This window comes from Janthinobacterium sp. SUN211, assembly GCF_030587315.1.
GTDB classification, from domain to species: Bacteria; Pseudomonadota; Gammaproteobacteria; order Burkholderiales; family Burkholderiaceae_D; genus Janthinobacterium; species Janthinobacterium kumbetense.
In genome coordinates, this window is the sequence record NZ_JAPWIC010000005.1 from 166,283 (window position 1) to 188,728 (window position 22,446).

Genomic DNA, 22,446 nt, shown 5'->3' on the forward strand with positions numbered 1-22,446 from the left:
GTTTCATGGGCCTAGTATTACATCAAGGCAAGTAGGAGTAAACGATAATTCTTGATGACTAAAAGCAATGCGGATGGCCCTCGTTCACGCGGCGTTTTGCACGGCAGGCGCCGTGGCCAGGTCGGCGCGCGCCTGTTCGATGCGCGGGTAATTGTCCTCGATCCAGTCGACCAGCACGGCCAGGCGTTCGGCCGCCTCGCGTCCCAGCGGCGTGAGGCTGTATTCCACCTTGGGCGGGATCACCAGGTAGGCCTGGCGCAGCACGAAGCCGTCGCCCGCCAGCGCTTCCAGGGTTTGCGCCAGCATTTTTTCGCTGACGCCGCCCACTTCGCGGCGCAGTTCGCTGAAGCGCCGCGTGCCGCTCAGCAGCAGTACCAGCACCAGCACGGCCCAGCGGCTGGTCAGGTGGCTGAGCACGGCGCGCGACGGGCAGGCGGCCGCCAGCAGGTGCGCGCCCTGGTTTTGGCGGGCGAGGGCGGCGCGCAGGCTGGCGCCGGGAGTGTCTGTGGACATGATAGTTGGCCTCGTTAATGAGATTTTATTTATACTTACCAAAAGGTACGTACTTACAATAAGTAAGTAATAGTCCTATTATAGGGTTTTACCACCCACGTACCAAGGAGAAATCATGATCGTCATCACCGGCGCCACAGGCAACCTGGGCCAGCACGTCATTGCCAGCCTGCTCAAATCCGTCCCTGCAGCCAACATCATCGCCGCCGTGCGCAACCCGGCCAAGGCCGCCAGCCTGGCCGCGCTGGGCGTGCAAGTGCGCCAGGCCGATTACAACGATGGCGCCAGCCTCGATGCGGCGTTCAAGGGTGCAACGAAAATCCTGCTGATCTCGTCGAGCGAAGTGGGTCAGCGCGCGCAGCAGCATCAGAACGTCATCGATGCGGCCAAGCGCGCCGGCGTGGCCTTGCTGGCCTATACCAGCGTCTTGCGCGCCGACACGTCGCCGCTGGGCCTGGCCGCCGAGCACGTCGTCACGGAAGCGGCCATCCGCGCATCCGGCTTGCCATACACTTTCCTGCGCAACGGCTGGTACCTGGAAAACCATACGGAACACCTGGCGCCCGTGCTCGAGCATGGCGTCGTGCTGGGCGCGGCGCAAAACGGGCGTTTCTCGTCGGCCGCGCGTCTCGACTACGCGGCGGCCGCCGCTGCCGTGCTGACGGCGACCCAGCCGCAAGCCATCTATGAACTGGCCGGCGACCAAGGCTTTACCCTGGCGGAATATGCGGCCGAAGTGGCGCGCCAGTCGGGCAAGGCGATCGCGTACAAGGATATGCCGCAGGCGGACTTCAAGGCGGCGCTGGTGGGCGTGGGCGTGCCGGAAGGCTTTGCCGATCTGCTGGCCGATTCCGATGCGGGCGCGGCCAAGGGCGGCCTGGAAGACCATGGCAAGCAATTGAGCGCGCTGATTGGCCGTCCGACGACGAGCCTGCATGACGCCGTGAAGGCGGCGCTGGCCAAATAAGGGGAGGATGCCGCAGGGATGCGGCATTCTGGAATCATTCTGGAATGAAAAAAGCCGCAAACTCGTGAAAGTTTGCGGCTTTTTTGCGAATTAGGTAATGGTGCCCACGAAGGGACTCGAACCCCTACACCCGAAGGCACATGGACCTGAACCATGCGCGTCTACCAATTCCGCCACGTGGGCACTGATGCTGCTAATGCTACTTCTATATCTCACTACTGTACTGCGGATTACAACGAAAACGACTCGTTGCTGGTGGTGCCCACGAAGGGACTCGAACCCCTACACCCGAAGGCACATGGACCTGAACCATGCGCGTCTACCAATTCCGCCACGTGGGCATTGTGCTGCTTTTACTGCTATCGACTACTTTACTGCGGATCACAACAATGAACAACTTGTTGCTGGTGGTGCCCACGAAGGGACTCGAACCCCTACACCCGAAGGCACATGGACCTGAACCATGCGCGTCTACCAATTCCGCCACGTGGGCATTGTTACTGCTTGCTGCTTGTCGCTGCATGTTCTGCAGCGAGGACAAAATCATAAGGGCTGGCGCGCATTCGGTCAATCAACATTTTGCACTTTTCTGCAAGAAACATGTTTTTTCGCCTGAAAAGGGCTTTTCCCTATGAGAAAAGGCTGAATCTGCCTATTTTTTCAGCGTTTTTTGATGACGGATGGCGTTCGCTGGAGTGCGGAGGGTGAATGTCATCGCCTGGCAGGTGCGTGGCGATTGCGGGGAGGGGGAATAGATTTTCGTTTCGGAAATGAAAAAAGCCGCAAACTCGTGAAAGTTTGCGGCTTTTTTGCGAATTAGGTAATGGTGCCCACGAAGGGACTCGAACCCCTACACCCGAAGGCACATGGACCTGAACCATGCGCGTCTACCAATTCCGCCACGTGGGCACTGATGCTGCTGTGACTTATTACTTTTACTGCTCGAGTACTTGTTGAAAAATAACTTCACAACAATTCTGCTATTATAGCGACTTGAAGAGTTTTGCGCCAGATGAGCTTTCGCTCCATACTGCACATCAACCCTGTACCGCTTTCCTGCAACTGCATTCCCGTGAAGGTTTGTCGCTGCAAGAGACCGAGATTATAGAGCAATATTTGCCGAAGTCAAATGCATTGCGCAGCTTTTCTCCTTTTTTTCATCGGCGGGGCACTTGTTCGGTTTCCGCTACGCTGTCCGTTAGGCAAACCAAGGCGTCCTCCGGTACACTACCGGACATCACCGTGTCAATATTGACGGTGATGTCATCGGTCTTTGTCTTCCGTTTGATCACTGTCAATAACAACTATAGAAATACTTTTGAGCCAAAATACCCACACCATCCCCAGCCGGGAGGACATTCTCGGCATATTCCGCAGCGTCAGCGCGCCTCTCGACCCGCAGTCTCTCGGGAAAACGCTGCAAGTGCATGCCGATTCCATGGATGTCCTGGTCCGTCGCCTGAAGGCGATGGAGCGCGACGGCCAGCTCAAGTCTGACGCCAGCGGTGTTTTCAGCCTGGCCGACCAGAGCGCGCTTGTCGCCGGTCGCGTCACCAGCCACCGCGACGGCTTCGGCTTTGTCATTCCCGACGACGCCAGCGCCGACCTGTTCCTGCCTGAGAAGGAAATGCAGAAAGTACTGCATGGCGACAAGGTCATGGCCCGCATTGTCGGCACGGACCGCCGCGGCCGTCCGGAAGGCACGATCGTCGAAGTCACCTACCGCGCCAATACCCACGTCATCGGCCGCCTGATCCAGGAAAACGGTACCTGGGTCGTGGCGCCGGAAGACCAGCGCATCGGCCAGGACATTTTGGTCACCGGTTCGGTGGGCAAGGCGAAGGCCGGCCAGATCGTCAGCGTCGAGCTGACGGAGCAACCGATGCGCTTCAAGCAGCCGGTCGGCAAGATCGTCGAAGTGCTCGGTGCGCTCGACGATCCCGGCATGGAAATCGAGATTGCCGTACGTAAATTCAACGTGCCGCACGTCTTTTCCGCCGCCGCCTTGAAGCAAGCTGAAAAGCTGCCCTTCGAAGTGCGCGCCGCCGACCTGAAAGACCGTGTCGACCTGCGCGACGTGCCTTTGGTAACCATCGATGGCGAAGACGCGCGCGATTTCGACGATGCCGTGTATTGCGAACCCGTCAAGATCGGCCGCGCCAACTGCTTCCGCCTGATCGTGGCGATTGCCGACGTCAGCCATTACGTGAAACCGAACGACGCGCTCGATATCGATGCGTTGGAGCGCAGCACGTCCGTCTACTTCCCGCGCCGCGTCATCCCGATGCTGCCGGAAAAGCTGTCGAATGGCCTGTGCTCGCTGAACCCGGCCGTCGACCGCCTGACCCTCGTCTGCGACGCCGTCGTCAGCGACAAGGGCGAGCTGAAGGCTTACCAGTTCTACCCGGCCGTCATCCATTCGGCCGCGCGCCTGACCTACGACGAAGTCGCTGCCGTGCTGGGCAATACCAAGGGACCTGAAGCGGCACGCCGCGCGGACATCCTGCCGCACCTGCAGAACCTGGAAGCCGTCTACCGCGCCTTGCTGAAAGCACGCACGGAGCGGGGCGCCATCGATTTCGAGACGACGGAAACGTATATCGTCTGCAATAGCGCGGGCAAGATCGAAAAGATCATCCCCCGCACGCGCAACGAAGCGCACAAGATCATCGAAGAGTGCATGCTGGCGGCCAACGTCTGCGCGGCTGATTTGTTGCTGCGCAACAAGCATCCCGGCACGTACCGCATCCATGCCAGCCCGACCAAGGAAAAGCTCACGCAAGTGCGCACCTTCCTCAAGCAGGTGGGCCTGAACCTGACGGGCGGCGACACGCCATCGGCATCCGATTACCAGACCCTGATGCAGCAGATCAAGGCGCGTCCCGACGCGGCCCTGCTGCAAACGATGTTGCTGCGCTCGATGCAGCAAGCCGTCTACAGCCCGGACAATATCGGCCACTTCGGCCTGGCCTACGAGGCGTATGCCCACTTCACCAGCCCGATCCGCCGCTATCCCGACTTGCTGACGCACCGCGCCATCAAGGCCATTCTGCAAGGCAAGAAATACGAGCCGAAGCTGTCCGAAAAAACCGTGCTGAACACGAACGTGTCGAACGCCACGCGCAAGCAGCAGGCGAAGGACAAGGCCGACGGCAAGCCGAAGAAGACGGATTTGACGATCTGGGACGCGCTGGGCGTGCATTGCTCGGCCAACGAGCGCCGCGCCGACGAAGCGTCGCGCGACGTGGAAGCCTGGCTGAAGTGCTACTTCATGCAGGACAAGCTGGGCGAAGAGTTCACCGGCACCATCACGGGCGTGACGACGTTTGGCGTCTTCGTGCAGCTCGATACGCTGTTTGTCGAAGGCCTGGTGCACGTCACCGAGCTGGGCACCGATTACTTCCAGTACGACGACGCGCGCCATGAATTGCGTGGCGAGCGCACGGGCAAGCGTTATCAATTGACCGACCGTTTGACGGTGCAAGTGGCGCGTGTCGACCTGGAAACGCGCAAGATCGACCTGCGCCTGGTCACCGATGCGGAACTGGCGGGCGAAGAAGCGCCAGCCAAGCCGAACGGCAGCGGCAAGCGCAAGGGCGAAAAGAAATCGATGGTCAAGCCCGGTCCAGCGACCGAGCAGCGCCATGAGATCAAAACCAGCGTCAACAACGGTGGCAAACCCGGCAATGGTTCCGGCGGCCGTGCCAACGGCGCCAAGGCGCAAGCCAAGCCTGCAGCCAAGGCCGCGCTGAAGGAAACCCCGAAGGCGGCAGCGCCCAAGGCCGCCGCGCCGAAACGCAGCAAGAAACCAGCCGCGGCACCCGCTGCGGCGGCACCACGAGCAGCAAAAACTGTATCTGTATCAAAAACAAGCAAGAAGAAACGATAAATAATGAAGAATAAAATGATTTTCGGCTTCCACGCCGTCACCTCGCGTCTGCGTCATGAAGCGTCGTCCGTGGAAGAAATTTTTGTCGATGCCAGCCGCGTCGACGGCCGCATGAAGGACATGATCGCCGCAGCCAAGGCTGCCAACGTGCGCGTCATGCCTGTCGACTCGTCGCGTCTGGACAAGATCGTCGGCACGCGCCGCCACCAGGGCGTGATCGCGTTTGCCTCGCAACTGTCGCTGGCGCGCAATCTCGATGAGTTGCTGGACGCCATCGACGGCCCGCCGCTGCTGTTGATTCTCGACGGCATCACCGACCCGCACAACCTGGGCGCCTGCCTGCGCGTGGCCGACGGCGTCGGCGCACATGCCGTCATCGTGCCGAAGGACCGCGCCGTGGGCCTGAACGCCACGGCCGCCAAGGTCGCCAGCGGCGCCGCCGAAACCGTCCCGTACATCACCGTGACGAATCTGGCGCGCACCATGCGTGAAATCAAGGAACGTGGCATCTGGCTGATCGGCACGTCGGACGACGGCGAAAAAGGCTTGTACGAAGCCGATTTCACGGGCCCGACGGCCCTCGTCATGGGTTCCGAAGGCGAAGGCATGCGCCGTTTGACGCGCGACACCTGCGATATCCTCGTCAGCATCCCGATGTTCGGCTCCGTCGAGAGCTTGAACGTGTCGGTCGCTTCCGGCGTCTGTCTGTACGAAGCCCGCCGCCAGCGGATTGCTTTGGAAGCTTAAGAACGTCCTGAACGTTTTGTAGCGCTTCCATGATCGGCCGCCGCCCTGGTGCTGGCGGCCGATTTGCTTTCCCCTCCAGCATTCCCCCGCCGAATACGCTACCATTTGCGTTCCACCTTATTCATTGTCATTATGTTCCACCACCTGCGCGAAGATATCAACAGCATCATTGAACGTGACCCCGCCGCCCGCAATGGCTGGGAGGTGCTGACCTGTTATCCGGGCTTGCACGCCATCGTCATGCACGGCTGGGCGCACTGGTGCTGGACGCGGCACATGAAGTGGGTAGGGCGCTTCATTTCGTATATCGGCCGCATCATCACGGGCATCGAGATCCATCCGGGCGCCGTCATCGGCCGGCGCGTCTTCATCGACCATGGTTTCGGCGTGGTGATCGGCGAGACGGCCGTCGTCGGCGACGACTGCACCATCTACCAGGGGGTGACTTTGGGCGGCACCTCGCTGCACAGCGGCAGCAAACGCCATCCGACCCTGGAACGGGGCGTCATCGTCGGCGCCGGCGCGCAGGTGCTGGGCAGCTTCACGGTGGGCGAGTACGCCAAGGTGGGCTCGAACGCCGTGCTGCTGAAACCCGTGCCGTCCGGCGCCACGGCCGTCGGCAACCCCGCGCACATCGTGCAAAAGGATGTCAGCGCCCTGCGCGAGGGCAGCACGGCCCATTTGTTCGCCGCGTATGGCGTCACGCCCAACGGCGACGATCCCCTGTCGAAAGCCCTGCAAGGCTTGATCACGCACGCCGTGGCGCAGGAACAGCGCATCGAGACCATCCTCGCCACCCTGAAGGCGGCGGGCATCTGCTGCCAGGGCGTGCCCGAGTGTGATAAATTTGATTCCGAGCAAATGAACAAGCTGGTTGATTAAGGATACAGGCATGACTACAGACGCAAACGCAGCAGAGAAAAGCAGTGACAATCCGAATCTGCTCGACCCCTTCGAGATCCGCGTGCTGGCCGTGCTGGCCGAAAAGGAAGCGCTGACGCCGGACAGCTATCCGCTGTCGCTCAACGCGCTGACGAACGGCTGCAACCAGCTGTCCAGCCGCGACCCCGTCATGGCCCTGTCCGAAGAAACCGTCTACGACGTGCTGCAGCGTTTGATGCAGCGCAAATTCGTCAACGGCATCACGCAGGCGGGTGCACGCGTCGCCAAGTACGAACACCGCATGCGCATCAAGTGGTCGCTGGAACAGGATAAATTGGCCATCCTGACGATATTGATGCTGCGCGGCTTGCAGACGGCGGGCGAGATCCGCAGCCGCAGCGGCAGGGTGCATGAATTCAAGTCCGTGGCGGAAGTGGAAGCCGGCCTGCAATTCTTGATCGACAAATACCCGCCGCTGGTGGCCAAGCTGGCCGTCGCTCCCGGCGCCAAGGAGCCGCGCTACGGCCATCTGCTGGGCGGCGAAGAGGCGCTGGCGCAGATCGAGACGGCGGCCGGTTTTGCTGGCGCCGTCAGCGCGCCGCAGCAGGGCAGCAGGGTCGCCCAGCTGGAACAGGAAGTGCTGCAATTGCGCAGCGACTTCGATGGCCTGGCGGCGCAGTTCGAGGCGTTCCGCAAGCAGTTCGAATAGTTTTCAGGGCACGCCTATTGGGCCTGCGGGTCGAAATAGGCGGTCCAGGTCAGGCTGGAAGCGGCAAGACCCTGCGCCTTGCCAAATTGCGCGATGGCCTTGCGCGGCTTTGCCAGTCCCGCCAAGGCCACCCCCAGGTTGTAATGGGTATGGCTGTCCGTCGAGCCCAGCTTGAGCGCTGTTTCCAGTACGTTGACGGCGTCCCTGTCCTTGCCCTGGTCGCACAGCACGGCGCCCAGGCAGGTGATCAGGGCGGTGTCTTGCCGGGCCGCTTGCAAGGCGCTGCGCAACACGGCTTCAGCTGCCGCCATGTGCGTCTCCCAGTGCCCGGCATCGGTTTCGGCCAGCTGGATATGCGCCCTGCTTGCGGCGATGGCGTCCATTGCCGCCCTAGCCAGGCCAGGCGGCGGAATTGCTTCCGGTTTCATAGTCGACGCTGGCGGTAAAATCCCAGTCATCGGTGTCACGCCCTGTCTTCTCGGACCAGGCCTCGGGAGCGACGCTCAACAGTTCCTCCAGCCACTCGTCCGTTTGATCGGGCATCAGTGTGGGGTCGGCCAGAACGCTGTCGTACGTGGCCTTGCCCGAGCCGACGACGAAACAGCGCGCATACAGGAAACTGTCATCCGACTTCCCTGAATCACCGGCCTGCTCCGCAAACACCTTGCCATCGAGCTGGTAGAGTGCCTGCGCCAGGCACTCTTCGAAGCCCTTGATGTCCTTGACCGGCAACTCGGCGAGGGCTTCCGTCAATGGTTCCACCGCGGCATCGGCGTCGCCGTCTTGCAGGGCTTCACGGTCGATTTTCTCTATCAGCTGCCAAAATTTTTCTTCGTTCATTGTTCATTCCAGGTAAATAGTCCATCGATACTGAAAGAGGCCAGGCATGCAATGCCCGTGGCGCGATGCGTCCCGTCTCTGCATCTTGGGATTGTTTAGAATATCATCTTGCCCGAATGCCAAGCGCACAGTTTCCCCAAGTAACTTTTTGCATGCAATACCGCAAACAATTCGAATAAGCAGCCTTCCCATATGACTTTCTCCTTCCAGTGCCGCTCCTGCGGCGAGACCCACACGGGCATGCCCAGCTTCGGCGCCGATGCGCCGTGGCTGTACGAGCAGATGGCGCCCGCCGAACGCGAAGCACGCTGCCAGCTCGACAGCGACGCCTGCATCGTCGACGAAGCGCACTGCTTCGTGCGCGCCACCATCGACATCCCCGTGCATGGCTTTGACGAGCCGTTCAGCTGGGGCGTGTGGGTGTCGCTGAGCGGTGACAGCTTCGACGCCTGGGACGCCTGCTTCAACGATGCCAAACGGGCGCATATCGGCCCCTTCTTCGGCTGGCTCAGCACGCAGCTTCCCGTGTATCCGGACACCCTGAACCTGAAAACCCGCGTGCACCTGCGCGACGATGGCATACGTCCGGCCATCGAGCTGGAACCGACGGATCACCCGCTGGCGGTGGAGCAGCGCGACGGCATCACGGCAGAGCGGGTGGCCGAGCTGTATGCGCGACTGATGCATGGCGCGTGACAGGCCCGGCGTTGCAGCCGCTCCCTGTCGGACCGGTCATGTTTCCGGTATCATTCGGCATGAATACTATTTCCTTCCAACCGTTTGTTATTGGTGTCGCTGGCGGAAGCGGCAGTGGCAAGTCCACCGTATCCCAGCAAGTGCTGGCGTCGTTCGGCGCCGACATGGTCTCGGTCGTGATGCAGGACGACTACTACTGCGACCAAACCCACCTCTCCCCTGAAGTGCGCCGGCAGCAGAATTACGACCATCCGCAGGCGTTCGAGTGGCCATTGTTGGTGCAGCACATCCAGGCCTTGCGCAATGGCGAATCGATCGAGATGCCCGAGTACGACTTCACGCTGCACAACCGCTCCGACAGAACCATCTTGGTCAAGCCGGCGCCGGTGATCGTCATCGAGGGCCTGTTTGCCCTGTATGACGAAGACTTGCGCAACATGATGTCGCTGAAGATCTTTGTCGACACGGCCTCCGACGTGCGCTTCATCCGCCGCATGCAACGCGATATCACGGAACGTGGCCGTTCGGTGGAAAGCGTCATCGAGCAATACCTGGAAACCGTGCGCCCGATGCACAAGCAATTCATCGAACCGACCAAGCGCAATGCCGACGTCATTTTGCCGCACGGCGCCAATGGCCCCGCGGTCGACATGATCACGGCCAAGGTGGCCAGCGTCATCGGTCGATTGAAGCCGGCCGTTTGAAGCCTGCCGGTGACGCAGCCCGCTGCGTCACCGCTCTCCCATCGACTCCGAGAATGTCTTGGTGATCGGTTTCGTCAGGTAGCGCAACACCGTCTTGCGGCCCGTGTTGATTTCCACGGTGGCCGTCATGCCGGGCTGGATCAGAATCGGCTCGCCATTCTTGCCCATCAGGTTGCGCCCGCTGGTCTTGATCTGCACGCGGTAGTACGGCTGCTCGTTGCCCTTGTTGTCTTCGCTTAAAGTGTCCGCGCTGATGTAGCTGACGGTGCCGCGCAGGCGGCCGTAGATGCCGTAGTCATAGGCGTCCAGTTTCACGGCCGTGGGCAGGCCGGGCTTGATGAAGGCGATGTCGGCCGGTTTGACTTTCGCTTCGATGATCAGGTCATCGTCCGTGGGCACGATTTGCAGGATTTCCTCGCCCGGCTTGGCTACGCCGCCCAGAGTAGTGAGGCGCACGTTGCGCACGATGCCGTCGGTGGGCGCGTAAATGTCCGTCGAACCCAGCTGCTCCTTGCGCTGGGTCACCGTCTGCAGCACGCCGGCCAGGTCTTCCTGGGCTTTCACCAGGTCCGTCTGGCTGTCTTGCAGGTATTTGTTGCGCCGGTTGGTGATCTGCGCCTGGATGTCGACCACTTGCCGCCGCAGTTTCAGCACCTCGGCGCGGCTGACGTCTCCCGTTTCCAGCAGCGGCAGATTCATTTCCAGCTCTTCCTTGATCAGTTTCATGGCGCTTTCCAGCGAACTCACTTCCGCCTGCACGGCGCCCTGGCGCTTGCTGAACAGGGCCAGCTGGTTGGCGCGAAATTCCGGAAACGCCTGCAGTTCGGGCGGGAACTTCGGCGCGCCGCCAAACACTTCCGCCTGCAGGCGCGCCACGGCCGCCTTCAGCCCGGCCGCCTTGGCCGTGCTTTCCAGGTAGCTCGTCTCGGCCCGCGTGCGGTCGAAACGGGCCAGCAATTCGCCTTTCTTCACGATGCTGCCTTCATGCACGCGCAGTTCGGCCAGCACGCCCCCATCGGCCACCTGGATGATCTGGTTGCGCGAGCTGGCGATCACCTGGCCGTTGGCGCGCGTGACCTGGTCCAGCTCCGCCCACGAAGCCCAGGCGATGACGCCCGCCAGCGCCGCCGTGCAGCTCCAGATCAGCACCCGGCCCCGTTTCGCTTCTTCCCTCGTTTCGACCTTGGCCAGTTTCATGCGACGGCTCCTTGCGCTGCCGCTGCCTGGACCACCGGCGCGGGCGCGGAAGCGGGAACGGCTTGCGGTTTGCCCGACAGCTTGGCCAGCACGGCATCGCGCGGGCCGTCCAGCAGCACCCGTCCCGCCTGCAGCACCACCAGGCGGTCGAGCAGGGGCAGGAGGGCGTTCTTGTGCGTGGTGGCGACCATGGTCACGCCTTCGGCCGCCAGTTCGCCCAATAGCCCGACGATGCGCGCTTCCGTCTTCGCATCCATGGCGCCCGTCGGCTCGTCGAGCAGCCAGATGCGCGGCTTGGCCAGCAGCAGGCGCGTGACGGCGATCAACTGGCGCTGGCCGCCCGACACGCCCCGTCCGCCCTCGGTGATGCCCAGCGCCAGTCCCCGTGGCTGGCCCAGTATCAGCTCGATCAGGCCCGTGCGTTTGGCGGCGGCCAGGATGGCTTCCTCGCCCGGGTCGGCCAGTCCCAATAACAGGTTGTCGCGCAGGGTGCCGCTGAACAGCCGCGTTTCCTGCGGCAGGTAGCCGACCATTTCGCGCACCACGGCCGGCGCCAGCAGGGCCATGTCGACGTCGCCCAGGTAGGCTTTCCCCTCGGCCGGCAGGTACAGGCCCGAGGCCAGTTTCAGCAGGGTGCTCTTGCCCGAGCCGATGGCGCCCACCAGGCCGACGCGTTCACCGGGGCGGATGGCGAGGTTTTCCACTTCCAGCGCCACCTTTTGCGCGCCGCCATACGTAAAGCGGATGCGTTCGAAGCGCAAGCCCGTGTCGAGGCTGCGCGGCGTCAGCGCGAACTGCGCATTGTCGGCTTCGTTGGGCAGGCTGATGACCTGTTCCAGGCCGTCGATCGAAGCGCGCGCATGCGCCCATTGCACCATCACGGCGGGCAGCTGCACGATGGGCATCAGGGCGCGGTTGCTGATGATGGTGCAGGCCATCAGGGCGCCCATGGTCATCTGGTTTTCGGCCACGAACCAGGCGCCCATGGAGATCAGCGCCACATTGGTCAGCTGCTGGAAGGCGGCCGTGATGTTTTGCGACAGGGCCGCATAGTCGCGGATATTCTGCTCGGCGTGGCTGCTCTCGGCCACCAGTTCGGCCCAGCGCGCCTGCATCATCCATTCGGCGCTGCTGCCCTTGAGTGTTTCGACGCCGTCGACGGCTTCCACCAGCAAGCCGGCCTTGCGGTTGCTGGCGTTGAGGTTCTTGCGCGTATGGCTTTCGATGGCGCGCTGGAACATCAGCCCGCACGCGAGGGCCAGCGGCAGGGCCACCAGCGGCACCACCACCAGCCAGCCGCCGATGATGGTGATCATGGCGAGAAAAATCACGGCGAAGGGCACGTCCGTCAGCACGAACAGCGATGTCGACGTGAGCACGCCGCGCACCATTTCAAAGCCTTTCACCTGCGCCGCCAGGGTACCGACGGACGCGGGGCGCGCCTCCATGCGGATGCCCAGCATGCGCTGGAAAAACCACTCGGACAGTTCATGGTCGACGTCATTGCACGAGTGGTCGACGATGCGGCTGCGCACCTGCTTGAGGATGAATTCCAGGCCGATCGACAGGGCCACGCCCACCACCAGTACCCACAGGGTGCTGAAGCTCTGGTTCGGGATCACGCGGTCGTACACCTGCATGGAAAACAGCGAGGTGGCCATGGTCAGCAGGGTCACCAGCGCCGTGGCCAGCACGGCGTCGACAAATACGCTTTTCTTCAGCCACAGGGCGTTGCGCACCAGGGCCAGGGCGCCGGGGCGGGCGCCGCTTTTTTCGCTGCGGCGCGGCAGGCCCACGCAAGCCAGGCCGGTCAGCGAGGCCAGTTGCCAGGCGCGCCCGTCGATGCCTTCGCCGCGCCAGGCGCCGTCGGCACCGCGCGACTGCAGCAAGCCCCAGCCCGTGCTGGCGCTGTAGACGGCGAACGGCAGCTCGCCCGGCGTCGGCTCGTGCAGCGCGCGCGCCGCGCCTTCCAGCCCGGCCACCTGCCAGATGGTGGTCAACACAACGCCGGGGGCGCCGTTGTCGTCGACGTCATCGAGCTGGCGCTGCAGGTCGGCCAGGCGGGCGGCGGGTACGTGCTGTCCCGTCAGGCGGGCGGCCCGCTCGATGAGTGTCAGCAAGCCATGTTTGATGGAGGTATCCACGCTGTCTCCTGTTCGTGTTCTGTGGCGGTCAATTGGCGCGCACCGACGCGGCCGGCGCCGTGCGCCCGGCCAGGGTGCCCGTTTGCGCGGCCAGGCGCAGGCTGGCGGCGATCGCCTGCGCGCGCGTGTCTTCCAGCGAAAACTGCGCCTGGGTCGCTTCGCGCACGGCGTTGAGCACGTCGTTCCAGCTCTTGCGGCCGATCACGTACTGGCGCGCATACGATTCGAATACCTGCGTCGAGGTGGTGCTGGCCTCGCCCGCGTTGCCCAGGCGCTGGCGGCTCGCCTCGGCCTCGTTCCAGTCCAGCGTGAAACGCTCGCGCACCTCGCGTTCGGCCACGTCGTGCGCGGCGCGCGCGCCTTCGCGGCGGGCCACGGCGGCATCCACGCCCGCCTTGGCCGACAGGCCGGCGCCCGGCTGCGCCTGCAGCACCAGCATGGCGCGCGTGCGGTTGTCGGCATTGATGCCGCCCGTCGGCTTTTCCATGCGCAGCACGACTTTCGGCATGTAGGCCGAGCGCTGCATGGTGATTTCGGAATCGGCGGCCTGCGCCTCGAAATCGAGGCGGTGCAGGGTGGGGGAGTAGTCGATGGCCTGGCGCATGACCCGCTCCAGGCTGGCGTCGGGCAGCGGTTCGCCCACGCCGATGCCGGTGGTGCTGACGAGGCGCACGGGCTTGCCCGCCAGCTGCGACAGCTGCGCCAGCGCGTTTTCCAGCGCCTGCCGCGCATTCGACACGTCGTTGGCCGCCTGGTAGGCGCGCGACTCGGCCAGGCGCTGGTCCGTCTGCGAGCTGACCGACTGCACCACGCGGCGCTTGATCATGTCCAGCAGGCGCTGGTGCTCGGCCAGCCCCGCCTCGGCTGAACGCACGCGCGCCGTCTGGCGCAACGCCTCGGTATAGGCGGCGATCACGCGCAGGGACAGGGTCAGGCGTTCTTCCTCGATGGCGGCGCCGGCCGCGTCGACCCGGCTGCTGGCGGCATCGATGCCGGCGTCGATGCGCCCGCCGCTCCACAGCGGCTGCTCGATGCGCACCACGCCGCCCGTTTCCTGCGAACCGGTGGGGACTTCCGCCGACAGGCTGGGAAAGCGCTGCCATTGCGCGCCATCGAGGTCGGCCCGCGCGGCTGCCTGCGCCGAGCGCCTGCCCTGCACGGCGGGATGGCTTTGCAGCGCCTGCTGCAAGACCTGGTCGAAGTTCCAGGCGGTGGCGCCCTGGGCGCCGGCGAAAGGGGTGACGCTGGCCATGGCGACGGCTGCCAGTACAGCCGCGATGCAGGGCAGGATGCCGGGCCAGGGGCGCCGGCGGCAGGGTAGTGCTGGCAAACTGCGTAATCTCATCCCGTGTTTTTCCGGCCTTGCGGCCTGCAGGGTTGCAACGAGGATCACCAGGACCGCAGGAGCGCGGCGCGACTGCGTACGCGCCCCTGCGGCCGTTGTGGCTACGTTTCCATGAGCATGGCCTCAGACATGGAAGTTCGCCGCCGTCAGCTGCGTGATGTTCACGCCGCTCAGCAGCACCAGCGCCGTGTCGATGGCGTTGGCGTTGCTCAGGTCACTCGAGTGATAGACCGTGACGGCGCCGCTGTTTTGCGCATCGGCGATGACGATGTAGCCCTGTCCCGACAAGACGCTGTTGTCGGCCGCGATGGCGCCGGCGGCATCGTGGATCGACACGGCCGTGCTGTCGAAGATGAACAGATTGTCGTTGCCAAAGTCCGTGCTCAGGTTGACGCCCACCGCCACCGCTGCCGTCAGGTGGGCGATGGCCGACATGTCGATCACGTCGCCGCCGGCGGCTGGCAGGCCGGTGCTGAAGTCGCTCACCGTCAGCGGATTGTGCAGTGCGTTCTGGCTCAGCACGAACAACTGGCTCGCATCCGTCAGGTCGGCGTGGGCCTGGGCTGCCGCTGCCGCTGCGGCTGCGGCGTTTGCCGACACCGTCAGCGAGTTTGCGTCCGTCAGGTCCGCCTGCGCCTGCGCCTGCAGGGCCGCTGCCGCTGCCGCATCCGCTGCCAGGTGCAGGGCGGCGGCGTCCGTCAGGTTGGCCGTCTGCGCCGCGGCCAGGGCGGCGGCCGCAGCCGCATCGGCGGCCTGGGTGAGCGCCACGGCATCGGTCTGGTCGGCCAGCGCTTGCACGGCGGCGGCGTGGGCGGCGTCCGCCGCCGACACCACGGCTAGGGCGCTGGCGTCCGTTTGCGCGGCCAGGGCGTTCGCTTGCACCAGGGCCGCATCGGCTGCCTGCGCGTCGGCGTTGGCCTGGGCCGCTGCCGCATCGTCCGTGTAGGCCGCATTGGCATTGGCATGTGCCTGGGCCGCTGCTGCTGCCGCGTTGGCGGCGGCGACATCGTCCGCTTGCGCGGCCTGGAAGGCCAGCAGCGAGGCGGCGGCCTGGGCCTGGGCCAGCGGCGCGGCCGCATCGGCGGCATGGGCGGCCAGCGCGGCTGCGGCCGCATTGTTGGCGTTGACGGTGGCCGCTGCCGCTGCCGCATCGTCGGCCTGTGCCTGCTGCGTGATGGCCAGCGAAATGGCGGCCTGGGCTGCTGCGGCTGCTGCGGCGTCATCGTCGTTCTGCGCCGCGGTGGCGGCGGCCAGGGCGGTGGCTGCCGTTGCCGCCGTGCTGATGGCCAGGGCATCGGCGGCGATCGCTGCCGTGTGCGCGGCGGTGGCGGCGGCGGCATTTGCCGCCGCCTGGTTGGCGGCCGTGTCGTCGGCTTGTGCTGCCTGGGCCGCGAGCAGTGCCGATGCTGCCGCCGCGGCGCTGGCGGCGGCGGCGACATCGGCGGCAGCTGCTGCCGTCGCTGCCGCTTGTGCGAGGGAGGCGGCGGCTGCGGCGTCCGCTGCGGCCTGGTCGTCGGCGACGGCGGCGTTGTGCGCTGCCTGGGCGTTGGCGGCGTTGGCCGCGGCCAGGGCGGCCGCCGCGTCATCGGCCTGTGCCGCTTGCGTGGCTGCCAGGGTAATGGCGGCCGCGACGGCCGCTGCCGCGGCGGCGGCATCGGCGTCGTGCGCGTTTTGCGCTGCCAGCTGGGCAGCGGCTGCTGCCGCTGCGGTGGCGGCGACATTGGCGTCGGCGGCGAGGGCCGCGTTCAATGCCAGCTGCGCATTCGCTGCTGCCGTGGCGGCCGCTGCTGCCGTGGCGTCATCCGCCTGGGCATTGAGCGTGGCGGCCAGCGAGATGGCCGCCTGCGCCGCCGCCGTTGCTGCGGCTGCATCGGCGTTCTGCGCTGCGACGGCCGCCGCATGCGCGGCTGTCGCATTGTTGGCGGCCGTGACGGCCGCTGCATCGTCGGCCTGGGCCGACGCCAGCGCCGCATGGGCGGCTGCCGCATTCGCGTCGGCCTGGGCTGCTGCATCGGACGCATTTTGCGCGGAGATGAGCAGGTTCAGCTTGAGCGTCTTGTCATTGTCGGCGTCCAGGGCGTTGGTATCGGCCGTTACCGCCGCGTTCAGGTTGGCGATGGCCGCGTTGAGCGCCGCATGGGCGTTGAGGGCGGCCGTGTCGGCCAGTTGCGCCGCCAGCGTGGCGGCTGCCGACAGGGCCGCCGTGTGCGCGGCACTGGCGGCCGCATCGTCGGCGGCCAGCGCGGCGCTGGCCGCGGCCAGTGCATTGTTGGCCGCCGTGGCGAGGGCTGCGAGGCCGGCGTCGGCCTGCAGCGCGGCGTCGGCAATGATCTGCGCGGCCGCGGCGGCGGCTGCCGTGCTTGCCGCCGTGGCGTCGGCACCCACGGCGGCATTAGTGGCGGCGAGCGAGTTGCTGGCAGCCAGGATTGCCGCATTGAGCGCCGTCGTGGCCGCATTCAGGGCCGCTTGCGCATTGTTGGCCGCCGTGGCCGCTGCTGCGGCGACGTTGTCGTCGTTCAGGGCCTGGTTCAGGGCGGCCAGTGCGGCTGCTGCTGCCGCCGCCGTCGTGCCGACGGCCAGGTCGGCCGCCTGCGCGGCTTGCGTGGCGGCCAGCGAGATGGCCGCCGTGAGGGCGGCTGCCGCTGCTGCGGCATCGTCCGCCTGCGCATGCTGCGTGGCGGCGGCCGAGATGGCGGCGACGGCGGCGGCAGCGGCGGCGGCCGTATCGGCGGCGGTAGCGGCCGCAGCGGCGGCCGTGGCGTTGGTGGAGTTGAGGACGGCGGCAGCGGCGGCCGCATCGTCGGCCAGTGCCTGGTTCAGCGCGGCCAATGCATTGGCGGCGATGGTGGCGGCGCTGGCGGCGGCATTGTCGGCCAGCTGTGCCGCTTGCGCGGCCGCTTGCGAGGCATTGGCGACGGTGGCGGCCGTGGCGGCGGCCAGATCGTCGGCGACGGCGGCGGCCGTGGCTGCATTGGCCGTGACGGCAGCCGCTGCGGTAGCTGCTGCATTCGCGTCGGCGGCCAGCGCCGCATTCAAGGCGGCCAGGGCATTGGCTGCCGTCGCTGCCGTCGCGGCGGCGGCGGCATCGGCCGCTTGCGCTGCCTGTGCCGCTGCCAGCGAGGTGGCGGCCACGCCGGCGGCGGTCGCCGCGAGGGTGTCGTCCAGCTGCGCCGCCGTGGCGGCAGCCTGCGAGGTCAGGGCCAGCGTGGCGGCGGCGGTGGCGGCATTGTCGGCGGCAATCGCATTGTTCAGCGTGACCAGCGAGGCGGCAGCCGTGGCGGCCGTCGAGGCGGCAGCCGCATCGTCGGCTTGCGCCGCCAGCGCCGCCGTGTGCGACAGGCCGGCCGTGGTGGCGGCCACGGTGGCGGCCAGCGCGGCCACCAGGTCGAGTGGATGGGCGGCCGAATAGGCGGCAGCCGCAGCGGCGCTGGCGGCATCGTTGTTGGCGATGGTGGTCAGCGCGGCCGCGTCCGTCAGCGCCGCCTTGGTGGCGGCCACGGTGGCGGCCGTGACGTCGAGCGTATGCTGGGTGCCCAGCACGACGGCGTCGGTCAGGCCGGCGACGGTGGCGGCGGTCGCGGCGGCCGTGGCATTCACGGTCGCCACCAGGCCCAGGGCGACGGCGTCCGTCAGGCTGGCCGTTGTTTGCGCGGCGGTGGCGGCGGCCGCATCGACGGTGGCCGTCAACCCCAGGGCCACGGCATCGGTCAGCGCGGCGGTGGCGGCAGCCGTGTTGGCGGCAGCCGTGGCGGCCGCCGAGACGGTGCCCAGGGCAACGGCGTCCGTCAGGTTGGCTGTCGTGGCGGCCAGGCTGGCGGCCGTGTTGGCGGCCGTCGAGACGAGGCCCAGCGCCACGGCATCGGTGAGGTTGGCCGTCGTTTGCGCCGTGGCGGCGAGCGCCGCATCGGCCGTGGCGACGAGGCCCAGGGCCGTGGCGTCCGTCAACGAGGCGGTGGCGGCGGCCGTATTGGCGGCCGTGGTGGCGGCGGCCGAGAGCGTGCCCAGTGCCACCGCATCGGTCAGGTTGGCAACATTCGTCGCCGTATTGGCGGCGGCGGCCGCGGCGGCGGCGGCCAGGCCCAGGGCGGCCGCGTCCGTCAAGTTGGCCGTTGTCAGCAGGGTGGCGGCCAAGGTGGCATCGGCGGTCGAGATCACGCTCAGCGCCGTGGCATCCGTCAGTGCCGCCAGGCTGGCGGCCGAGGCGGCAGCCAGGCCATCGGCGTTGGAAATGAGGCTCAGCGCGATGGCGTCCGTCTGGCCCGCCGTCGTGACGGCTGCGGCGGCGGCCGCATCGGCGGTCGACGACGCCACGGCCAGGGCCGCGGCATCGGTCTGGCCGGCCACGAGCTGTGCCGCGGTCAGGGCGTTTTGCGCCAGCGTATTGGCGGCCGTCAGTGTGCTGACGGCGGCCTGGGCGGCAAGTTCGGCGGCGGCATCGGCGGTGGAGACAAGGCCCAGTGCGCCGGCATCGGTCAGCGCGGCGGTGGCCGCTGCTGCCGTGGCGGCAGCTTGCGCCGCCGCCGCGGCGCTGACGGCCGAGATGTCGATCCCGCCCAGCAGGGCAGCCGTTTCCGCCGCCGTAACGGCCGCGGCGGCGGTGTTGGCGAGCGCCACGGCGTCGGTCAGGTTGGCAGTGGTCAGCGCAGTCGCGGCCGCCAGCGCATCGGCTGCGGAGATGCCGGCGAGGAAGAGGGCATCCGTCAGGTTGGCAGTGATGTCGGCATTGTCGGAATCGAGCTGCAAGGCGTTGACGGTGGCCGTCAGGTCGACGACGCTGGTCTGTCCTGCCGTGACGTTGGCGGCCAGGGCGGCGAGGTTGGCCAGGTTGAAGGCATTCAGGGCGACGTTGACGTCCAGCAGGCTCGCTTGCGAATGGGCGGCCGCCGCATCCGCATCGGCCTGGTCGGCAGCTTGCTGCAGAGCAACTACATCGGTCTGATCGGCCACGGCCTGGGCATTCGCGGCATCGCTGGCCGCCGCTGCGTCGGCAGCGGCCAGGGCGGCAGCGTCCGTCTGGTCGGCGGTGGCTTGCGCTGCCAGCGCGGCGGCGGCGTCATTGTCGGAGACGATTTGCAGCGCGGCCGCATCGGTCAGCGCCGCTTGCGCGGCGGCGGCGGTCGAGGTGTTGGCGGCGGCATCGGCCGTGATCTGCAAGGCGGCTGCGTCGCTCAGGTTGGCTGTCACCACGGCGTTGGCGGCGGCAGTGGCGGCAGCGGCGGCAGCGATGTCGAGCGCGGCGGCATCCGTGTTGCCGGCCAGGGTGGCCGCTGTCGCCGCTGCGGCGGCATCGGCGCTGGAAATCAGGGCCAGCGCTGCCGCGTCGGTCAGGTCGGCCTGCGCCTGCGCCGCATCCGACGCCAGGGTGGCCGCATCGGCGATCAGCCCCAGGGTGGGCGCGTCCGTCATGTTCGCTTGTGTCTGCGCATTTGCGGCGTTCGTGGCGGCCGCATCGGCGGCGGCCTGCAGGGCCACCGCATCGGTGGCGTTGGCGATCGATGCATCCCAGGCGGCTGCGCCGGCGGCGGCGTCCGCTGCCATGGTCAGCGTCACGGCGTCGGTGAGTCCTGCTTGCGTGCTGGCCGCGGCGGCGGCACTCACTGCCGCTGTGGCGGCGATGCCCAGTGCCGCGGCGTCGCTGGCATTGGCGTTGATTGCCGCATTCGCTGCCGCGGTAGCGGCCGCATTCGAGGCGGCGGTCAGGGCGACGGCATCGGTGGCGGCGGCCACGCTGGCGGCCGCGGCGGCGGTGGCCGCATCGGCATCGGAGATGACTGTCAGAGCGGCGGCGTCCGTCAGGCTGGCCTGTATGCCGGCCGTGACGGCGGCGTTGGCGGCGGCCGTTGCCGCCAGGTCCAGCGCGGCGGCGTCCGTGGCATTGGCCAGCGCCGTGGCGGCGGCAGCGGCGGCGGCATCATTGGCCGAGATGACGCCCAGCGCCGCGGCATCGGTCAGTGCCGCCTGGGTGTTGGCGGCGGCGGAGACGACATCGGCCGCATCGGCGATGACTTGCAATGCGGGGGCGTTGGTCTGGTCCGCTTGCGTCTGTGCCGCATCGGCAGCGGCGTGCGCGGCGGCGGCGTTGGCGGCGGCCGTGACGGCAGCCGCATCGGCATTTTGTGCCGACGTGGTGGCGGCCAGCGAAATGGCGGCGGTGGCCGCCGCGGCAGCGGCCGCGTTGTCGTCGGTCGTGGCAGCCGTGGCAGCGGCTTGCGCACCGGGCACGGCGGCTGCCGTGCTGGCGGCCAGCACATCGTCGCTGGTGGCGTTATTGGCTGCGAGCAAGGCTGCCGCCGCTGCAGCTGCCGCGGCGGCAGCCTGCTGGTCGGCGAGCGTGGCCGCATTCGCCGCTGCCAGCGCAGCTGCTGCCGTGGCTGCGGCTGCTGCGGCGGCGGCATCATCGGCCAGGGCACTGTTGGCCGCCGCGACCGCTGCTGCTGCGGCCAGCACGGCCGCGTCGGTAATCGTCGTGGTCGTGGATTGATTTCCCGTGCTACCGCCGGTCGAGCCGCCCGTGCCGCCAGTTCCTCCCGTTCCGCCCGTGCCACCGGTTCCTCCCGTGCCCGTGCCGCCAGTGCCTGTGCCTCCGGTCCCCGTGCCACCGGTGCCGGAACCGCCAGCCGCGGCACCGCCTCCGCCGCCACCGCCTGCTGCGGCGGCTACCAGGCCAAGGCCGCCGAGCGCGCCCAGCACGCCAAGTCCGCCCAGGCCGCCTGCAGCACCGGCGCCTGCGCCTGCGCCCGCTCCAGCTGATGCTCCTGCGACATCCACGACGCTGCCGCTGGGGATGCCGGCGGCGCCTGCGCCGGCGCCTGCCGCGCCCGCCGCACCGCCGTTGTTGTCGCCTTGCGACGTGCCGGGATCGGCACTGCCGTTGCCGGCCTGGCCTGCAGCCGCGCCGCCACCACCGGCCGCCAAGGCGGCTGCAGCCACTGCCGCGGCCGTGCCCAGGGCAGCGGCATTGCCGCTATCGGCGCTTCCCGTGACTTCCACGACATTTTCAGGCGGCATGGTCGCGCTGGCATCGGCCCCTTTTATCAGTTCGTCTTCGTCATACTGCTTGCGGTCGCCGTTTTTCGGATTGAGCACTTTTTTAGCGGGCGTCGCGATCTTGGCGCCAGCGCCTTCGGCATTGACGGGAACTTGTGCTGGATTTTGGGTGGTGGCCATTTGAAAATCTCCGGAAGAAGGTTATATGTTCGTTCAATTTTTTAAGATATTAAAAAATCAATAATGTGTTTCGTTTCCTTGCTTACTCCGGCGTGGCTTGGGCCGTGGTTGAAATTGGGTATTGCCGATGCAGATGGTGAAAGTAAAACATAACTGGGGAAAAAACGCTGGCGTAATGGAACGCCGGCCCTGAAATATTTAAAATGCCATTTTTACATTTGTTTTGCATGGCGTTATTTTCTTGCATCCTGTTTTTGCGATAACTGGCTTGCCAGCCGATGCACCTTGAAAGATAGCGGTATTTACATGCAGGCCGCACCAGCTCTCACTCTGATGGTAGTTTCAATTTTGAAACTTTCAATTTCATTTTAATCATTTTTCATGACTCTATTCTGTCAAGCTTTGCGCAAGCGAATAATCACGGATTGTCACGGAATGGGACTTTTAGGATGAATCCGCTACCCAGTTGCAGTGTTTCTGCGATTTTCATCGAAAAAACCCTATCGCTATCGAATTGCTAGTTGTTGCTTTTTTGCATGGTGATTATCAAATTTGATTGGTAATAAAATACGATAGAAATAATTATTTGTAATTTTTATATTGGATTGATGCTATCGAATGAATAGTCTTTATTCAGGGAGGGAAT

The 22,446-nt window shown here is 65.9% G+C and carries 14 protein-coding genes and 4 tRNA genes; 7 read left to right on the forward strand and 11 right to left on the reverse strand.

All coding sequences use genetic code 11. The features are described from left to right. Positions 1–84: 84 nt before the first annotated feature. Positions 85–513 (reverse strand): helix-turn-helix domain-containing protein, encoded by a 429-nt coding sequence (locus O3301_RS18135; RefSeq protein WP_289911789.1) that lies wholly within the window; start codon positions 511–513, stop codon positions 85–87. A 115-nt stretch (positions 514–628) separates the two neighbouring features. Here O3301_RS18135 and O3301_RS18140 point away from each other — a divergent pair, with 115 nt between their 5' ends. Continuing rightward, on the forward strand, positions 629–1,480 hold the full coding sequence (locus tag O3301_RS18140) for an SDR family oxidoreductase (protein ID WP_305057066.1): 852 nt from the start codon (positions 629–631) through the stop codon (positions 1,478–1,480). A gap of 98 nt (positions 1,481–1,578) precedes the next feature. Here O3301_RS18140 and O3301_RS18145 read toward each other — a convergent pair. From O3301_RS18145 to O3301_RS18160, 4 genes are all read right to left on the reverse strand, one after another. Continuing rightward, positions 1,579–1,663 (reverse strand) — tRNA-Leu (locus O3301_RS18145). 73 nt (positions 1,664–1,736) lie between these two features. Next, positions 1,737–1,821, reverse strand: a tRNA-Leu gene (locus O3301_RS18150). Between the two features lie 67 nt (positions 1,822–1,888). Further along, positions 1,889–1,973: transfer RNA gene (locus O3301_RS18155), tRNA-Leu, on the reverse strand. A gap of 331 nt (positions 1,974–2,304) precedes the next feature. Beyond that, positions 2,305–2,389 (reverse strand) — tRNA-Leu (locus O3301_RS18160). A gap of 409 nt (positions 2,390–2,798) precedes the next feature. Between O3301_RS18160 and rnr the strand changes: the two genes are divergently transcribed. From rnr to O3301_RS18180, 4 genes are all read left to right on the forward strand, one after another. Continuing rightward, positions 2,799–5,369 carry a ribonuclease R gene (gene rnr, locus O3301_RS18165; RefSeq protein ID WP_289916005.1) on the forward strand — a complete coding sequence of 857 codons (2,571 nt, stop codon included), beginning with the start codon at positions 2,799–2,801 and terminating at the stop codon, positions 5,367–5,369. Between the two features lie 3 nt (positions 5,370–5,372). Continuing rightward, on the forward strand, positions 5,373–6,116 hold the full coding sequence (gene rlmB / locus O3301_RS18170) for a 23S rRNA (guanosine(2251)-2'-O)-methyltransferase RlmB (protein ID WP_305057067.1): 744 nt from the start codon (positions 5,373–5,375) through the stop codon (positions 6,114–6,116). 132 nt (positions 6,117–6,248) lie between these two features. Continuing rightward, complete coding sequence (gene cysE / locus O3301_RS18175; RefSeq protein WP_099664693.1) at positions 6,249–6,998, forward strand: serine O-acetyltransferase; 750 nt, start codon at positions 6,249–6,251, stop codon at positions 6,996–6,998. A gap of 10 nt (positions 6,999–7,008) precedes the next feature. Further along, the gene (locus tag O3301_RS18180; protein WP_070260269.1) at positions 7,009–7,707 is read left to right on the forward strand and encodes a YceH family protein; all 699 of its coding nucleotides are present in this window, start codon (positions 7,009–7,011) and stop codon (positions 7,705–7,707) included. 14 nt (positions 7,708–7,721) lie between these two features. Here O3301_RS18180 and O3301_RS18185 read toward each other — a convergent pair whose 3' ends face one another. Both O3301_RS18185 and O3301_RS18190 read right to left on the reverse strand, forming a co-directional pair. Beyond that, on the reverse strand, positions 7,722–8,090 hold the full coding sequence (locus tag O3301_RS18185; protein WP_305057068.1) for a hypothetical protein: 369 nt from the start codon (positions 8,088–8,090) through the stop codon (positions 7,722–7,724). Positions 8,091–8,097: 7 nt separating this feature from the next. Continuing rightward, complete coding sequence (locus O3301_RS18190) at positions 8,098–8,547, reverse strand: DUF4240 domain-containing protein (protein ID WP_305057069.1); 450 nt, start codon at positions 8,545–8,547, stop codon at positions 8,098–8,100. Between the two features lie 192 nt (positions 8,548–8,739). Between O3301_RS18190 and O3301_RS18195 the strand changes: the two genes are divergently transcribed. Then, the gene (locus tag O3301_RS18195; RefSeq protein WP_099664689.1) at positions 8,740–9,243 is read left to right on the forward strand and encodes a DUF2199 domain-containing protein; all 504 of its coding nucleotides are present in this window, start codon (positions 8,740–8,742) and stop codon (positions 9,241–9,243) included. A 59-nt stretch (positions 9,244–9,302) separates the two neighbouring features. Beyond that, positions 9,303–9,947, forward strand: a complete 645-nt coding sequence (udk, locus tag O3301_RS18200) for a uridine kinase (protein ID WP_099668153.1) — start codon at positions 9,303–9,305, stop codon at positions 9,945–9,947. A gap of 27 nt (positions 9,948–9,974) precedes the next feature. On the opposite strand, the gene O3301_RS18205 is transcribed toward udk, so the two are convergent. The 4 genes from O3301_RS18205 to O3301_RS18220 form a co-directional block, all read right to left on the reverse strand. Further along, positions 9,975–11,144, reverse strand: coding sequence for an HlyD family type I secretion periplasmic adaptor subunit (locus tag O3301_RS18205; RefSeq protein WP_099664688.1), 1,170 nt, complete (start codon positions 11,142–11,144; stop codon positions 9,975–9,977). Beyond that, the gene (locus tag O3301_RS18210) at positions 11,141–13,288 is read right to left on the reverse strand and encodes an ATP-binding cassette domain-containing protein (RefSeq protein ID WP_305057070.1); all 2,148 of its coding nucleotides are present in this window, start codon (positions 13,286–13,288) and stop codon (positions 11,141–11,143) included. The genes O3301_RS18205 and O3301_RS18210 overlap by 4 nt, the downstream gene beginning before the upstream one ends. 28 nt (positions 13,289–13,316) lie before the next feature. Further along, positions 13,317–14,540 carry a TolC family protein gene (locus tag O3301_RS18215; protein WP_289911781.1) on the reverse strand — a complete coding sequence of 408 codons (1,224 nt, stop codon included), beginning with the start codon at positions 14,538–14,540 and terminating at the stop codon, positions 13,317–13,319. Between the two features lie 216 nt (positions 14,541–14,756). Beyond that, positions 14,757–21,800 carry a hypothetical protein gene (locus tag O3301_RS18220; RefSeq protein WP_305057071.1) on the reverse strand — a complete coding sequence of 2,348 codons (7,044 nt, stop codon included), beginning with the start codon at positions 21,798–21,800 and terminating at the stop codon, positions 14,757–14,759. Between the last annotated feature and the right edge of the window lie 646 nt (positions 21,801–22,446).

Excerpts from the sequence above, each read along its gene's own strand:
- rlmB (WP_305057067.1), top strand. The coding sequence starts at position 5,373 with ATGAAGAATAAAATGATTTTCGGCTTCCACGCCGTCACCTCGCGTCTG.
- O3301_RS18190 (WP_305057069.1), bottom strand. The coding sequence starts at position 8,547 with ATGAACGAAGAAAAATTTTGGCAGCTGATAGAGAAAATCGACCGTGAA.
- O3301_RS18195 (WP_099664689.1), top strand. The coding sequence starts at position 8,740 with ATGACTTTCTCCTTCCAGTGCCGCTCCTGCGGCGAGACCCACACGGGC.
- O3301_RS18180 (WP_070260269.1), top strand. The coding sequence starts at position 7,009 with ATGACTACAGACGCAAACGCAGCAGAGAAAAGCAGTGACAATCCGAAT.
- O3301_RS18205 (WP_099664688.1), bottom strand. The coding sequence starts at position 11,144 with ATGAAACTGGCCAAGGTCGAAACGAGGGAAGAAGCGAAACGGGGCCGG.
- cysE (WP_099664693.1), top strand. The coding sequence starts at position 6,249 with ATGTTCCACCACCTGCGCGAAGATATCAACAGCATCATTGAACGTGAC.
- O3301_RS18185 (WP_305057068.1), bottom strand. The coding sequence starts at position 8,090 with ATGGACGCCATCGCCGCAAGCAGGGCGCATATCCAGCTGGCCGAAACC.
- O3301_RS18140 (WP_305057066.1), top strand. The coding sequence starts at position 629 with ATGATCGTCATCACCGGCGCCACAGGCAACCTGGGCCAGCACGTCATT.
- O3301_RS18135 (WP_289911789.1), bottom strand. The coding sequence starts at position 513 with ATGTCCACAGACACTCCCGGCGCCAGCCTGCGCGCCGCCCTCGCCCGC.
- O3301_RS18220 (WP_305057071.1), bottom strand. The coding sequence starts at position 21,800 with ATGGCCACCACCCAAAATCCAGCACAAGTTCCCGTCAATGCCGAAGGC.
- udk (WP_099668153.1), top strand. The coding sequence starts at position 9,303 with ATGAATACTATTTCCTTCCAACCGTTTGTTATTGGTGTCGCTGGCGGA.
- O3301_RS18215 (WP_289911781.1), bottom strand. The coding sequence starts at position 14,540 with ATGGCCAGCGTCACCCCTTTCGCCGGCGCCCAGGGCGCCACCGCCTGG.